This is a genomic window from Burkholderia sp. NLJ2, assembly GCF_049487195.1.
Classification (GTDB): domain Bacteria; phylum Pseudomonadota; class Gammaproteobacteria; order Burkholderiales; family Burkholderiaceae; genus Burkholderia; species Burkholderia pyrrocinia.
The window spans coordinates 3,161,833-3,174,928 of record NZ_CP137808.1 but is presented as its reverse complement, the minus strand read 5'-3'; the positions used below and the strand labels follow the sequence as shown (position 1 = coordinate 3,174,928).

Genomic DNA, 13,096 nt, shown 5'->3' with positions numbered 1-13,096 from the left:
CGCATGAAAAAAGGCGCCCGAAGGCGCCCCGTGCAATACGTGCCGGCGGCGTTCAGCCGAGCAGCGCGTCCGCGAATTCCACGGCGCTGAACGGCTGCAGGTCCTCGACCTTCTCGCCGACGCCGATGAAGTAGACGGGCACCGGGCGTTGCCGCGCGATCGCGGCGAGAATTCCGCCCTTCGCGGTGCCGTCGAGCTTCGTGACGATGAGGCCCGTGAGGCCGAGCGCGTCGTCGAATGCCTTCACCTGCGTGAGCGCGTTCTGGCCGGTGTTCGCGTCGATCACCAGCAGCACTTCGTGCGGCGAGCCGTCGTGCGCCTTCGAGATCACGCGCTTCACCTTCTTCAGCTCTTCCATCAGGTGGAGCTGCGTCGGCAGGCGGCCGGCCGTGTCGGCCATCATCACGTCGATCTTGCGCGCGCGCGCGGCGCTGACCGCGTCGAAGATCACCGCGGCCGGATCGCCGCTTTCCTGCTGCACGACCGTCACGTTGTTGCGCTCGCCCCAGACCGCCAGCTGTTCGCGCGCGGCCGCGCGGAACGTGTCGCCCGCGGCCAGCAGCACCGACTGGTCGAAGCTCTGCAGATGCTTCGCGAGCTTGCCGATGCTGGTCGTCTTGCCTGCGCCGTTCACGCCGGTGATCATCATCACGAGCGGCTGCGCGCGGCCGAGCATCAGCGATTTCTCGAGCGGCTTCAGCAGCTCGACGAGCAGGTCGTGCAGCGCACTCTTCACCTGCTGCGGGTCGGTCAGCCGGCCCGTGCGCACCTTTTCGCGCAGCGCGTCGAGCAGGTATTCGGTCGCGTCGACGCCCGCGTCGGACATCAGCAGCGCGGTTTCGAGCTCCTCGTACAGATCCTCGTCGATCTTCGTGTTGACGAATACGCCGGTGATGCTGGAGCCCGTCTTCGCGAGCCCCGTTTTCAGGCGCGCAAGCCACGATTTCTTCGCGGATGCGTCCTGCAGCGGCGGCGGGACGATCTCGACCGTCTCGACGACTTCGTCGCGGCCGTCGTTGGTCGGCGTGACCGTCATCACGATGGCCGGCGCGGCCGGTTGCACGGGCGCCTGCGGCACGTCGGCCGCGGGCGCATCGGACGGCTCGTCCGTTTGCGACGCGTCGGCCGATTGCGATTCCGCGGGATCGGGCTCCTGCGTTTTCTTGAATCGTTTGAAGAAGCTGAACATGGTCTGACGTCGGGAAGAGGGCGGGCCGCCGCCAGAGGCGGGGCGCCGGAGGGGCCGTTCTGCGTTCGCGCGGGCGCGGCGCACGGCGGCCGAAACCGTGCATTTTATCAGTGCGGCGCGGCGCTCGCGTCAGTGTGCGCCGCCGCTGTGGTAACGTGCGCCTGTTTGGCGGTGCGCCCTGCGCGCGCCCGGTCCCTCCGTTGTCACTATTCCGTATGTCCCGTTCTTCTTCCGGCCGCCCGGCGGCCCCTCCCGGCCGCGGCAAGCCGCACACGATCCGCATCATCGGCGGCGACTGGAAACGCACGCCGCTCGCGGTGCTCGATCTCGACGGCCTGCGGCCGACGCCCGATCGCGTGCGCGAGACGCTGTTCAACTGGCTCGGCCAGGATCTCGAAGGCCGGCGCTGCCTCGACCTGTTCGCGGGCACCGGCGCGCTCGGCTTCGAAGCCGCGTCGCGCGGCGCAGCGAGCGTCGTGATGGTCGAACGCCATCCGCGCGCCGCGCAGCAACTGCGTGCGATCAAGGACAAGCTCGGCGCACGCTCGGTCGAAGTCGCCGAAGCCGATGCGCTGCGGCTCGCGGCCGGGCTCACGCCGGGCGCGTTCGACGTCGTGTTTCTCGATCCGCCGTTCGGCGATTCCGCTGCGCTCGAGCGCGCGATCGCGCTGTCGGCGCCGCTCGTCGCGGCGGACGGCGCGCTGTACGTCGAGACGGGGGCGGAACTCGATCCGGCCGCGCACGACGCGCTCGCGGGCTGGCAGGTCGTGAAGCACGGCAAGGCGGGTGCGGTTCACTATCATTTGCTGCGGCGCGAAAATGATGAATAATGCGCGTTCGATACGAGGCGGCGCGCCGCAAAGGCGACGCATGCCCATCCCGGCAGCTGCGTGCGCATCGCACGGCTGCCATCCCGTTTGCGTGATGACAGGAGGAGCGACATGGTAGTCGCCGTGTATCCCGGTACGTTCGATCCGCTGACGCGCGGGCACGAAGACCTCGTGCGGCGTGCGTCGAGCATTTTTGATACGCTGGTGGTTGGCGTTGCCGACAGCCGCGCGAAAAAGCCGTTCTTCTCGCTCGAAGAACGTCTGACGATTGCGAACGAGGTGCTCGGCCACTATCCGAACGTGAAGGTGATGAGTTTCACCGGTCTCCTGAAGGACTTTGTCCGTACCAACAACGCACGCGTGATCGTGCGCGGCCTGCGCGCCGTGTCCGATTTCGAATATGAGTTCCAGATGGCGGGGATGAACCGCTACCTGCTGCCCGACGTCGAGACGATGTTCATGACGCCGTCCGATCAGTACCAGTTCATCTCGGGGACGATCGTGCGCGAAATCGCGCAGTTGGGCGGCGATGTCAGCAAGTTCGTGTTCCCGTCCGTCGAGAAATGGCTGACCGAGAAAGTCACCGCGATGGGAGGCCCTGCCGCGTGACGCGGCGCCGGCCGGTTTCGTTGCGAAGCCGGCCGGCGGCCTGAAGAAGTGAGATCAGTATGGCTTTGATGATTACCGACGAGTGCATCAATTGCGACGTGTGCGAGCCCGAGTGCCCGAACGGCGCGATTTCGATGGGCCCGGACATCTACGTGATCGACCCGAACAAGTGCACCGAGTGCGTCGGCCATTTCGACGAACCGCAGTGCCAGCAGGTGTGTCCGGTCGAATGCATTCCGCGCGATCCGCAGCATGACGAATCGCATGCGCAATTGATGGAGAAGTATCACGCGTTGATCGCCGGGAAGGGCGACGACGCGTCGTGACCCCGCGGTGACGCGCGCGCTTTGGTCTATCGGCGCACGCGTCACGCTTCCCGAGCGGCGCCGTCCGGCGCCGGTTCTTCCGTTTCAGGCAAGCAGCTCGCGCAGCGCCGCGACGAGCGCGTCGCATTCGGCGTCGGTGCCGACGGTGATGCGCAGGTGCTGGTCGATCCGCGGCAGCCGGAAGTGCCGCACGAAAATTTCCCGTTCCTTCAGCTTTGCCGCGATCGTGCCCGCATCGTGCGCGGGATGGCGCGCGAATACGAAATTCGCGGCCGACGGCACGATGTCGAAGCCGAGTGAGTCGAGTGCTTGCGTGAGCCGCGTCCGGCTGTCGATCACGCGCCGGCAGGTTGCGCCGAAATAGTCGGTGTCCTCGTATGCCGCCTGAGCGGCGACCTGCGCGAGCCGGTCGAGCGGATAGGAGTTGAAGCTGTCCTTCACGCGGTTCAGCGCGTCGATCAGTGCCGCATCGCCGAACGCGAAGCCGACGCGCATGCCCGCGAGCGAGCGCGCCTTCGACGTCGTGTGCACGACGAGCAGGTTCGGATGGCGGTCGATCAGCGAAATCGCCGACTGCGCGCCGAAATCGACATACGCCTCGTCGATCACGACGACCGACGACGGATTCGCGGCCGCGATCCGCTCGACGTCCGCGAGCGGCAGTGCGCGCCCGGTCGGCGCGTTCGGATTCGGGAACAGCACGCCGCCGGCATCGTCGAGATAGTCGTCGACGCGGATCGAGAAATCGTCCGCGAGCGGCACGACCGTGGTCTCGACGCCGTACAGGCGCGCATACGTCGGATAGAAGCTGTACGTGATGTCGGGAAAGCGCAGCGGCCGCTCGTGTTTCAGGAGCGCCTGGAACGTATGTGCGAGCACCTCGTCGGAGCCGTTGCCGACGAACACCTGTTCCGGCTTGATGCGGTGATGGGCCGCGACCGTCTCGCGCAGCGCGCGCGCGACCGGATCAGGATAGCGGCGCAGCGTGTCGCCGGTCTCGCCGAGTTCGCGTGCGATCGCCGCGACGACGCGCGGCGACGGCGGATAGGGATTCTCGTTGGTGTTCAGCTTGACGGGGTGCGCGAGTGCGGGCTGTTCGCCCGGCACGTAAGGCACGAGTTGCTGAACGACGTCGCTCCAGTAACGGCTCACCGCTGGCTCCTGTCGGGCAAAACGACGAGATTACCGCATGTGCGCGTCGCGGTGGGGAGGGCGGTACCGCCCGGCGGCGCCGGACGGCCCGATGCACCGGGCCGGTGCGACGCGATCAGTTGCGATGCAGCTGCATCGTCGCGCGGTCGAGTTCGCCCTTGACGACCATCGGCATCACGGCGAGCGCGCGTTCGATCGACGCGTCGATCACGTCCTGTTCCTCGCGGCGCGGCGGCTTCAGCACGAAGTTCGCGACGTCGGGCTTCGCGCCGGCGCGCGCGCTTTCCGGAATCAGGTCGCGCGGATGGCCGATGCCGATCCGCAGCCGCCAGTAGTGCTGCGTCGACAGGTGCGCGGAGATGTCCTTGAGGCCGTTGTGGCCGCCGCTGCCGCCGCCGAGCTTCAGCTTCACGGTGCCGGGCGGCAGGTCGAGCTCGTCGTGCGCGACGAGGATCTGGTCGGGCAGGATCTTGAAGAATTGCGCGAGCGCGACGACCGACTGGCCGGAGCGGTTCATGTAGGTCTGCGGCTCGAGCAGGTGGACTTCCTCGCCGTGCAGGCGCGCTTTCGCGTAGAAGCCGTGGAAGCGGCGCTCGTCGCGCAGCGTCGTGCCTGCTTCGAGGGCGAGCTGGTCGATCAGCCAGAAGCCGGCGTTATGGCGCGTCGCAGTGTATTCCGCCCCGGGATTGCCGAGGCCGACGATCAGTTTGATCATGACGTTTCGAAGGCGGCAACGGCCGCCTGGGCGCAGAAAAAGAAAAACCCGCCGGGCAAGCCGCGGCGGGTTGCGTCGACCGTTTCGTGAAACGGATCGATTGGGCGCGTAGGCAGCCGCTTAGGCAGCCGGCGTTTCGCCTTCGCCTGCGTCCGACACGGCACCAGCCGGGATCGTCGCCGATGCGACAACCGGGTTTTCCGCGTCGACGTGTGCGACCAGCGCGACACCCTTCGGCAGCGTGATGTCCTTCGCGTGCAGCGATTGACCGGCTTCGATCTTCGACAGGTCGACTTCGAGGAACTCCGGCAGGTCGGCCGGCAGGCACTCGATTTCGATTTCCGTCGCGACGTGCGAAACGATCGCGCTCGACAGCTTCACGGCCGGGCTGATTTCAGCGTTCAGGAAGTGCAGCGGTGCCTTCGTGTGCAGCTTCTTCGACGCGTCAACGCGCTGGAAGTCCACGTGCAGCACCAGTTGCTTGAACGGGTGGTATTGCACGTCGCGCAGCAGAACCTGTTGCGACTGGCCGGCCACTTCGAGGTCGAGGATCGACGAGTGGAAAGCTTCCTTCTTCAGGGCGTGCCACAGGGCGTTGTGATCGAGTTCGATCTTTTGCGGGGCTGCTTCGCCACCGTAAACGATACCCGTGGTCTTACCGGCGTTGCGCAGGCGGCGGCTCGCACCCGTACCTTGCTCTTGGCGCTCGAAAGCGACGACTTTCATGTAATTCTCCAATAGCTGCCCGCGACCAGGCAGTAAAACGGGGCCGTCAAACGGCGGCCCCCGATGAAACGGCCGGGGTTTCGTCTATCCCGTCCGATTGTGCAAAAAGCGAAGCGTTGCCGCTTCGCTTTCTGCGCATGCTTTGTTGCGTCGACTCGCGATCAGGATTCCGCGAACAGCGACATCACCGAATCGCCGCGGCGGATCCGCGAGAACGTCTCGGCCAGCAGGCTCGCGCTCGTCAGCGAGCGGATCTTCGAGCACGCCAGCGATTCGGCCGACAGCGGGATCGTATCGGTGACGACCAGCTCGTCGAGTGCCGATGCGGCGATGCGGTCGGCGGCGCCGCCCGACAGCACGGGGTGCGTCGCGTACGCGAATACCTGCTTCGCACCGCGGTCCTTCAGCACTTGCGCGGCCTTGCAGAGCGTGCCGGCCGTATCGACCATGTCGTCCATGATCACGCAGGTGCGGCCTTCGACTTCACCGATGATGTTCATCACCTCGGCGACGTTCGCCTTCGGACGACGCTTGTCGATGATCGCGAGATCGCAGTTGAGTTGCTTCGCGAGTGCCCGGGCACGCACCACGCCGCCGACGTCCGGCGACACGACGAGCAGATCCGAGTAGTTCTGCTTGCGCAGGTCACCCAGCAGGATCGGCGTTGCGTAGATGTTGTCGACCGGGATGTCGAAGAAGCCCTGAATCTGGTCGGCGTGCAGATCCATCGTGATGATCCGCTCGACGCCGGCGATTTCCAGCATGTTCGCGACGACCTTCGCCGAGATCGCGACGCGCGCCGAACGCGGGCGGCGATCCTGACGGGCGTAGCCGAAGTAGGGGATGGCTGCAGTGATCCGGCCGGCGGATGCGCGCTTGAGCGCATCGACCATGATCATCAGTTCCATCAGGTTGTCGTTCGCCGGTGCGCACGTGGATTGCAGGACGAAGACGTCCTTGCCACGCACGTTTTCCTGGATCTCGACCTGGATCTCGCCGTCGGAGAAACGGCTGACCATCGCTTTGCCGAGGGGAATTCCAAGAATGTTGACGACTTCCTGGGCGAGCGCGGGATTCGCGTTGCCAGTAAAAACCATCAGGCCGTCATGGCTGCTCATCGTGCACCTGCTTCAGGCTTAGGCGGGAAATGCGGGAAAATTTTTGGCAGGGGAGGAAGGACTCGAACCCTCGCATGCCGGAATCAAAATCCGGTGCCTTGACCAACTTGGCGACTCCCCTACACTTAACTGATAACTTCACCGGACTTGTGTAGGCCATCCGGCAAAGTAAAACTTCATGACGCGAAAGCGAAGAGCGGATGCTCGTTCAGGCTCTCGGCAACTGCGCCGTTCCAACTGGCGGGCAGCTTGGCTTTCGCCGCTTCTGCCTCGTGCTTGCTGCGAAACGCTGCAAACACGCTTGCTCCGGAGCCGGTCATCCTCGCGGGGGTCAAATCATACAACGTTTTGACCACCTGCGCAACTTCCGCGTACTTACTTGTCACAACTTGCTGCATATCGTTCCGGCCGAAGCTGTCTGGCCATCCCGCATCGCTGTTTTGCTGTGCAAGAAAGTCAGTAATTGTGACGGGCTTCGAATCTCTTGTCAACAACTCATCTGAAAATATTTCAGCGGTCGGGACATGAACGCGTGGCGTCACAACCAAGAACCAGCGAGTCGGCAATTCTACCTCAGCTAATTCTTCTCCGATACCCTCTGCGAACGCATTTTTTCCAAAAATAAAAAACGGGACGTCCGCGCCGAGTTTTACCGCGAGCGACTGGAGCTCCGCGCGCGGCAGGTCGAGTTGCCACAGCCGGTTCAGCGCGAGCAGCGTCGTCGCCGCGTCGGAGCTGCCGCCGCCGAGGCCGGCGCCCATCGGCAGGCACTTGTCGATCTCGATGTCGACACCGAACGCGGTGCCCGTGTGCGTCTTCAGCAGGCTGGCCGCGCGCACGACGAGATCGCTTTCTTCGGGCACGCCGGGCACGTCGGTGACGCGCGCGACACGACCGTCGTCGCGCAGCGTGAAGTGCAGCGTGTCGCCCCAGTTCAGCAGCTGGAACACGCTCTGCAGATCGTGATAGCCGTTCGGGCGGCGGCCGGTGATGTGCAGGAACAGGTTGAGTTTCGCGGGCGCAAGGCAGTTGCGCAGCGAGCGGGTCGAATCGGTCATGCGTATGTCGGGGCTAGGTGCTCGTGCTCACTGATCGAGCACGAGCTTGATGTCGAGCGGCGGTGTCGCGCGCACGAGGTTGACGCGTTTGACGCCCGTGGCCGGGGCATCCGCGTAGGCAAGGTAGTCGATGGTCCAGCCGTCCTGGCGGATCTGCGTGACGCGCGTGCCGTCGGCCGGATCGCGTAGCGTTTCCGCGGGCGTCGCGGGCGCAGGCGTCGGCAGCAGCCAGTAGCGCAGGCCCGCGAGCGGCAGTGCGAAGCCGAGTGTTCGCTGCATCAGGTCGCCGACGTCTGCCGCATATTGCGTCGGACGGTTCGGCAGCTCGAGCGACGCTGCCTGCGGCGTCGATTTCACGACTGCGAGCGTCTGGCCGAGCGGGCTGCGCAGTTCGAGCGATACGTCGTCGCCGTGCTCCTGCCAGTCGAAGTTGCCGTACACGTTCTGTTGCCTGCCGAGACGGTCGTCGTACTGCACCGCGAAGCGGCCATGGTAAGCGTGCGTCGCGGCAGTCTGCAGCGCCGTGCCTGTCGGCGCGCTTGCCGATGGCGGCGTGCTCGCGCAGCCGGCGAGCGCGAGCGCCGCGCCGGCCGCGGCCAGCGTGCGCTGCGCGCGGGAGGACAGGGAAAGCATCGGGAACATCTGCATCAGAGGCCGTTGATCTGCAGGCGTTTCAGCGTCTGCACGAGCGTTTCGTTGTCGGGCTCGAGCTTCTGCGCGGCACGCCACGCGGAGCGTGCGTCGTCCTGCGCGCCGCTCTTCCACAGCACTTCGCCGAGATGCGCGCCGATTTCGGCGTTCGGCTGCAGTTCGTACGCGCGCTGCAGGACCTTCGTCGCGCCGACCGTGTCGCCCATCCGGTACTTCACCCAGCCGAGGCTGTCCATGATGTACGCGTCGTTCGGCGCGAGCGTCATCGCCTTGTCGATCAGCTTGCTGGCTTCGGGCAGGCGCTGGTTGCGGTCGGCGAGCGAATAGCCGAGCGCGTTGTACGCCTGCGGGTTGTCGGGCTGCGTGCGGATCAGCTCGCGCAACTGCTTTTCCATCGTCGTGTAGTGGCCGGTCTTTTCGGCCGCCATCGCGTAGTCGTAGCGCAGGTCGGGATCGTCGGGGAAATCCTGGACCGCTTGCCCGAGCCGCGCCTCGGCTTCCGGATAGCGCTTCGCGGTGAACAGGATCGACGCGTCGGTGCGCGCAACCACGGCCGCGTCCCGCGGATCGGTGATCGGCAGGTCGTCGAGCACCTTGCGCGCCTCGTCGGTCTTGCCCTGTTTCTGCAGCAACTGCGCGCGCGTGATCTGCGCGGGGAGATAGTGCTGGCTCGTCTGGTCGACCTTGTCGAGCCATTGCGACGCCTGCGCGTCGTTGTCCTGGTCGATCGCGATCTGCGCGAGGTAGATGTAGCCCTGACCGACGTCGAGGTTCGGCTGCTTGTTGCCGAGCTGCACGTACTGCTTCAGGTAGGCGGTCGCTTCGTCGAGTTTCTTCAGCTGGATCTTGATCAGCGCGAGCGCCATCAGCGGCGTCGGATCCTTCGAGTCGAGCTTGCGCATCGTCTCGAACTGCTTCTGCGCGTCGTCGAGGCGATCGTCGGCAAGATAGAGCTGCGACAGCGCGAGCCGCGCGTCGCGCGACCTCGGATTCTGCTGAACATATTTCTCGAACGACGCGATGCCCGCCGCGCGTTCCGCCGGCCCCATCTGCGACAGCATCAGGGCTGCCGGCAGGTAGTCGGGGCGGAGCTGCAGCGCCTGCTTAAGCGACTGCGCGGCGCCGTCCTTGTCGTCGACCGCGAGCTGTTGCCGCGCGATCGCGAGCTGCGCCTCGGGCCGGTTCATGTCGTTCTTCAGCATGTCCTTCAGCACCGCGAGGCCGCCGACGCGGTCGGAGCCGCGCACGAGCAGCGCCTGCAGCGCGAGGATCGCGGGGCCGCGCGTCTCGCCGGTCGCACGGGCCAGCTCGCGCGCGAGCATCGGCTGCGCGTCGGCCGGCTTGCCGGCGAGCACCAGCAGCGCGGCGTCGACTTGCGACGCACGGTTCGAGTCCGGCGCGTACTGGCGCCACAGGTTCGCGGCGGACAGCGCGTCGGCCGGGCTCTGCGCGCCAAGCGCGATCTCGGTCGCACGCTGCGCCATGCGCGGATCGCGCGTGTCGCGGGCGAGCGCGAGGTAGGTCTGGTACGCCGGCGCCGGCTGGTTGCGCTGGAGCGCGACCTCGGCGGCGAGCACCTGGTAGACGATCTGGCTCGTCAGCGGGACACCGGGGAGATTCTTCTGCTCGTCCGGCATCACATGCTCGAACGCACCCTGCGGCTCCGCGTCGTCCGATGCCGGATCCTGCGCGTGAGCCGGGAAGGCGGTGAGGGTCCAGGCGGCAAACAGCGCGGCGCCGAGTGCACGGCGGACCGGGAAGGCGCGCACGCCGCGCACGGCGGCGGGGCGCTTCTGAAGCAGCTTCGAGGGCAGAGTCATGGAAATCCGTTCGATGTTTCAACCGATTGTAACGCGCTCGCTACAATACACGCACGATCGTAAATCGAGTCTCAGACCCGCAAAACATGCCAGAGTTGCCAGAAGTCGAAGTCACGCGCCGGGGCATCGAGCCCTTTGTCGCGGGCCGCCGCGTCGAGCGTGTCGACGTCCGTACCGCGATGCTGCGCTGGCCCGTGCCGGCGGGGCTCGCCGAGCAGTTGCGCGCGCGCGAGGTGCTCGCCGTCGAGCGTCGCGGCAAATACCTGCTGTTCGAGGTCGACGCGGGCTGGTTCATCGTCCATCTCGGCATGACGGGCACGCTGCGCGTGCTGCCCGCGGCCGGCGTGCCCGTCGCCGCGAAGCACGACCACATCGACTGGATCTTCGACGAATTCGTGCTGCGGTTCCGCGATCCGCGCCGCTTCGGCGCCGTGCTGTGGCACCCGCGCGAAGCGGGCGACGTGCATGCGCATCCGCTTCTCGCGAGCCTCGGCGTCGAACCGTTCTCGCCGGCGTTCACCGGCGCGCTGCTGCATGCGCGCACGCGCGGCCGCACGGTGTCGGTCAAGCAGGCGCTGCTCGCGGGCGACATGGTCGTCGGCGTCGGCAACATCTATGCGTCGGAGAGCCTGTTTCGCGCCGGCATCCGGCCGACGACGGCCGCCGGCAAGGTGTCGCTGCCGCGCTACGAGCGGCTGGCCGACGCGGTGCGCGCGACGCTCGCCGATGCGATCGAGCGCGGCGGCAGCACGTTGCGCGACTTTGTCGGCAGCAACGGCGAAAGCGGCTATTTCCAGCTCGACTGCTTCGTTTACGACCGAGCCGGCCAGCCTTGCCGCGTATGCGGCACGCCGATCCGCCAGATCGTGCAGGGCCAGCGGTCGACCTATTTCTGTCCGACCTGCCAGCGTTGAAACCTTTTTCCGCGATTAGATAACTTGAAGCCGCCCCGCATCGCCCCCGCTCCGTTTCCCGTCACGCCGCTGCACCGCACGTTTGCCACGCGCCTGATCGCGTGGCAGCGCGAGCACGGCCGCCACGACCTGCCGTGGCAGAACACCCGCGATCCGTACCGGATCTGGCTGTCGGAAATCATGTTGCAACAGACGCAGGTGTCGACCGTCATCCCGTATTACGCACGCTTTCTCGAACGCTACCCTGACGTCGCCGCGCTCGCGGCCGCGCCGATCGACGACGTGATGGCGCTGTGGGCAGGGCTCGGCTACTACTCGCGCGCGCGCAACCTGCACCGTTGCGCGCAGGTCGTCGTCGCCGAGCACGGCGGCGCGTTTCCGGCGACGCCCGACGCGCTGGCCGAACTGCCGGGCATCGGCCGCTCGACGGCCGCGGCGATCGCGTCGTTCGCGTACGGCGCCCGCGCGACGATCCTCGACGGCAATGTGAAGCGCGTGCTCGCGCGGGTGTTCGGCGTCGAGGGCTTTCCGGGCGAGAAGCGCGTCGAGAACGACATGTGGGCGCTCGCCGAATCGCTGCTGCCTGACGCCGCGAACGCGGCCGACGTGAGCGCGTATACGCAGGGCCTGATGGATCTCGGCGCGACGCTGTGCGTGCGCGGCAAGCCCGATTGCGCGCGTTGCCCGTTCGCGGGCGACTGCGTCGCGCAATCGACGGGCCGCCAGCGCGAACTGCCGGCCGCGCGGCCGAAGAAGGCCGTGCCGACCCGCAAGACCTGGATGCTCGTGCTGCGCGATGGCGACGCCGTGCTGCTCGAACGGCGGCCGCCGGCCGGCATCTGGGGCGGCCTGTGGAGCCTGCCGCAAGCGGACGGCGATGCCGCACTCGCGAAGCTTGCGCACGGCTTCGGCGGCGGCGGCCCGGTGCCGCTTGCGCCGTTCACGCACACGTTTACGCATTTCAAGCTCGAGATCGAGCCGCGGCTGAGCGACATGGCGGACGGCGGCGGCTTGCCGTCGCACGCACGGGACGCGGAGACCGCGTGGGTGCCGCTGAACCGGCTCGATGCGTACGGCGTGCCGGCGCCCGTGCGCAAGCTGCTCGATGCACTGAGCGGGCCGCTGCTTTAACGAACAGGGAAGGCGCGGGCCGCGCGCTCAAGAAAACGCCCGGTCGTCCCATGTTTTCCGCTCAGAAGGAAATCCCGGTGGGGAATGGCTTCTTCGGCGGAGGGGCTGGCGCGAAGCCGCAGGTTTTGGGGCACTCAAGAAAACGCCGGGTCGTCCCAAGTTTTCTTGCCCCCTCGGGGGGCTGGCGCGACGCGACAGGTTTGGGGGGCACTCACAGCCAGCCGTGCCGGTCGAGCACGTGGTGCACGGCGTCGATGCGTGCGCCGACGTCCGGAAACTCCATCAGCTTTTGCCGCGCACGCAGGTCGAGCGGCAGCAGTTCCGCGAGGCGGTTCGACACCCAGCTCGGATCGTCGAGGCGGAACGGTTCGCCGAACGGCAGCTTGCCCGGCTCGGATTTCTTCAGCGCGTCGATGATGCGCTCGAGCACCTCGGCGCACGAGCCGAACTGCGCGAGTGCCTGCTCGCCTTCGAGCGGGATGTCGTCGGGCAGCGGCTCCGCGATGCCGACCAGCAGCCCGTTGCCTTCGACGCGATACGACAGCAGTTCGAAACGCTGCGTGCCGACCGCGTGCAGGAACAGCATCCCGAATTCGCCGGTATCGCACTCGGTGATGCGCGCCATGCAGCCGATGGTCTCGGGCACCGACACGGCGCCGTCCTGTGCGACTTCGGGCCCGCTCTTCAGCAGGCACACGCCGAACGGCGCGTCGTCGCGCAGGCACGCGCGGGACATGTCGAGATAGCGCGCCTCGAACACCTTGAGCGGGAGCAGGCCCCCCGGAAACAGCACCGTGTGCAGCGGAAACAGCGGCAGGTCGATCAGGGTGGTCGATAGGGAGGACATGGCGCGCTGA

14 protein-coding genes and 1 tRNA gene are annotated in these 13,096 nt (G+C 66.7%); 5 read left to right on the top strand and 10 right to left on the bottom strand.

Translation table 11 applies throughout. The features are described from left to right. Positions 1-52: 52 nt before the first annotated feature. Entirely contained in the window at positions 53-1,189 is a 1,137-nt protein-coding gene (ftsY, locus tag R9B84_RS14650; RefSeq protein WP_423758475.1) for a signal recognition particle-docking protein FtsY, read from the bottom strand. A 215-nt stretch (positions 1,190-1,404) separates the two neighbouring features. On the opposite strand from ftsY, the gene rsmD reads away from it, so the two are divergent. The 3 genes from rsmD (at position 1,405) to R9B84_RS14635 (ending at position 2,954) form a co-directional block, all read left to right on the top strand. Further along, complete coding sequence (gene rsmD / locus R9B84_RS14645; protein ID WP_423758474.1) at positions 1,405-2,019, top strand: 16S rRNA (guanine(966)-N(2))-methyltransferase RsmD; 615 nt, start codon at positions 1,405-1,407, stop codon at positions 2,017-2,019. Positions 2,020-2,130: 111 nt separating this feature from the next. Then, on the top strand, positions 2,131-2,628 hold the full coding sequence (coaD, locus tag R9B84_RS14640; protein WP_021163047.1) for a pantetheine-phosphate adenylyltransferase: 498 nt from the start codon (positions 2,131-2,133) through the stop codon (positions 2,626-2,628). Positions 2,629-2,687: 59 nt separating this feature from the next. Further along, positions 2,688-2,954 carry a YfhL family 4Fe-4S dicluster ferredoxin gene (locus R9B84_RS14635; protein WP_034179073.1) on the top strand — a complete coding sequence of 89 codons (267 nt, stop codon included), beginning with the start codon at positions 2,688-2,690 and terminating at the stop codon, positions 2,952-2,954. A gap of 84 nt (positions 2,955-3,038) precedes the next feature. Here R9B84_RS14635 and hisC read toward each other — a convergent pair whose 3' ends face one another. The 8 genes from hisC to R9B84_RS14595 all read right to left on the bottom strand — a co-directional run bounded on the left by hisC (position 3,039) and on the right by R9B84_RS14595 (position 10,194). Further along, on the bottom strand, positions 3,039-4,106 hold the full coding sequence (gene hisC / locus R9B84_RS14630) for a histidinol-phosphate transaminase (protein WP_423758473.1): 1,068 nt from the start codon (positions 4,104-4,106) through the stop codon (positions 3,039-3,041). Positions 4,107-4,221: 115 nt separating this feature from the next. Further along, a complete protein-coding gene (gene pth / locus R9B84_RS14625) occupies positions 4,222-4,821 on the bottom strand; it encodes an aminoacyl-tRNA hydrolase (protein ID WP_423758472.1) in 600 nt (199 codons plus the stop codon). A gap of 120 nt (positions 4,822-4,941) precedes the next feature. Beyond that, a complete protein-coding gene (locus tag R9B84_RS14620; protein WP_423758471.1) occupies positions 4,942-5,547 on the bottom strand; it encodes a 50S ribosomal protein L25/general stress protein Ctc in 606 nt (201 codons plus the stop codon). Positions 5,548-5,708: 161 nt separating this feature from the next. Then, positions 5,709-6,665 carry a ribose-phosphate pyrophosphokinase gene (locus tag R9B84_RS14615; RefSeq protein WP_034179069.1) on the bottom strand — a complete coding sequence of 319 codons (957 nt, stop codon included), beginning with the start codon at positions 6,663-6,665 and terminating at the stop codon, positions 5,709-5,711. A gap of 44 nt (positions 6,666-6,709) precedes the next feature. Beyond that, positions 6,710-6,786: transfer RNA gene (locus R9B84_RS14610), tRNA-Gln, on the bottom strand. A 55-nt stretch (positions 6,787-6,841) separates the two neighbouring features. Further along, positions 6,842-7,723, bottom strand: coding sequence for a 4-(cytidine 5'-diphospho)-2-C-methyl-D-erythritol kinase (ispE, locus tag R9B84_RS14605; RefSeq protein ID WP_423758470.1), 882 nt, complete (start codon positions 7,721-7,723; stop codon positions 6,842-6,844). A 27-nt stretch (positions 7,724-7,750) separates the two neighbouring features. Next, positions 7,751-8,371 carry a lipoprotein insertase outer membrane protein LolB gene (gene lolB / locus R9B84_RS14600; protein WP_423758469.1) on the bottom strand — a complete coding sequence of 207 codons (621 nt, stop codon included), beginning with the start codon at positions 8,369-8,371 and terminating at the stop codon, positions 7,751-7,753. Then, positions 8,371-10,194, bottom strand: coding sequence for a tetratricopeptide repeat protein (locus R9B84_RS14595; protein WP_423758468.1), 1,824 nt, complete (start codon positions 10,192-10,194; stop codon positions 8,371-8,373). The genes lolB and R9B84_RS14595 overlap by 1 nt, the downstream gene beginning before the upstream one ends. Positions 10,195-10,280: 86 nt before the next feature. Here R9B84_RS14595 and mutM point away from each other — a divergent pair, with 86 nt between their 5' ends. After that, positions 10,281-11,108 (top strand): bifunctional DNA-formamidopyrimidine glycosylase/DNA-(apurinic or apyrimidinic site) lyase, encoded by an 828-nt coding sequence (mutM, locus tag R9B84_RS14590; RefSeq protein ID WP_048246970.1) that lies wholly within the window; start codon positions 10,281-10,283, stop codon positions 11,106-11,108. Between the two features lie 24 nt (positions 11,109-11,132). Continuing rightward, a complete protein-coding gene (mutY, locus tag R9B84_RS14585) occupies positions 11,133-12,239 on the top strand; it encodes an A/G-specific adenine glycosylase (protein WP_423758467.1) in 1,107 nt (368 codons plus the stop codon). A 211-nt stretch (positions 12,240-12,450) separates the two neighbouring features. Here mutY and R9B84_RS14580 read toward each other — a convergent pair whose 3' ends face one another. Next, positions 12,451-13,086 carry an LON peptidase substrate-binding domain-containing protein gene (locus R9B84_RS14580; RefSeq protein ID WP_423758466.1) on the bottom strand — a complete coding sequence of 212 codons (636 nt, stop codon included), beginning with the start codon at positions 13,084-13,086 and terminating at the stop codon, positions 12,451-12,453. Positions 13,087-13,096 lie beyond the last annotated feature (10 nt).

Coding starts and splice junctions, on each gene's coding strand:
- ftsY (WP_423758475.1), bottom strand. CDS start 1,189: ATGTTCAGCTTCTTCAAACGATTCAAGAAAACGCAGGAGCCCGATCCC.
- rsmD (WP_423758474.1), top strand. CDS start 1,405: ATGTCCCGTTCTTCTTCCGGCCGCCCGGCGGCCCCTCCCGGCCGCGGC.
- coaD (WP_021163047.1), top strand. CDS start 2,131: ATGGTAGTCGCCGTGTATCCCGGTACGTTCGATCCGCTGACGCGCGGG.
- R9B84_RS14635 (WP_034179073.1), top strand. CDS start 2,688: ATGGCTTTGATGATTACCGACGAGTGCATCAATTGCGACGTGTGCGAG.
- pth (WP_423758472.1), bottom strand. CDS start 4,821: ATGATCAAACTGATCGTCGGCCTCGGCAATCCCGGGGCGGAATACACT.
- R9B84_RS14620 (WP_423758471.1), bottom strand. CDS start 5,547: ATGAAAGTCGTCGCTTTCGAGCGCCAAGAGCAAGGTACGGGTGCGAGC.
- R9B84_RS14615 (WP_034179069.1), bottom strand. CDS start 6,665: ATGAGCAGCCATGACGGCCTGATGGTTTTTACTGGCAACGCGAATCCC.
- ispE (WP_423758470.1), bottom strand. CDS start 7,723: ATGACCGATTCGACCCGCTCGCTGCGCAACTGCCTTGCGCCCGCGAAA.
- lolB (WP_423758469.1), bottom strand. CDS start 8,371: ATGCAGATGTTCCCGATGCTTTCCCTGTCCTCCCGCGCGCAGCGCACG.
- R9B84_RS14595 (WP_423758468.1), bottom strand. CDS start 10,194: ATGACTCTGCCCTCGAAGCTGCTTCAGAAGCGCCCCGCCGCCGTGCGC.
- mutM (WP_048246970.1), top strand. CDS start 10,281: ATGCCAGAGTTGCCAGAAGTCGAAGTCACGCGCCGGGGCATCGAGCCC.
- R9B84_RS14580 (WP_423758466.1), bottom strand. CDS start 13,086: ATGTCCTCCCTATCGACCACCCTGATCGACCTGCCGCTGTTTCCGCTG.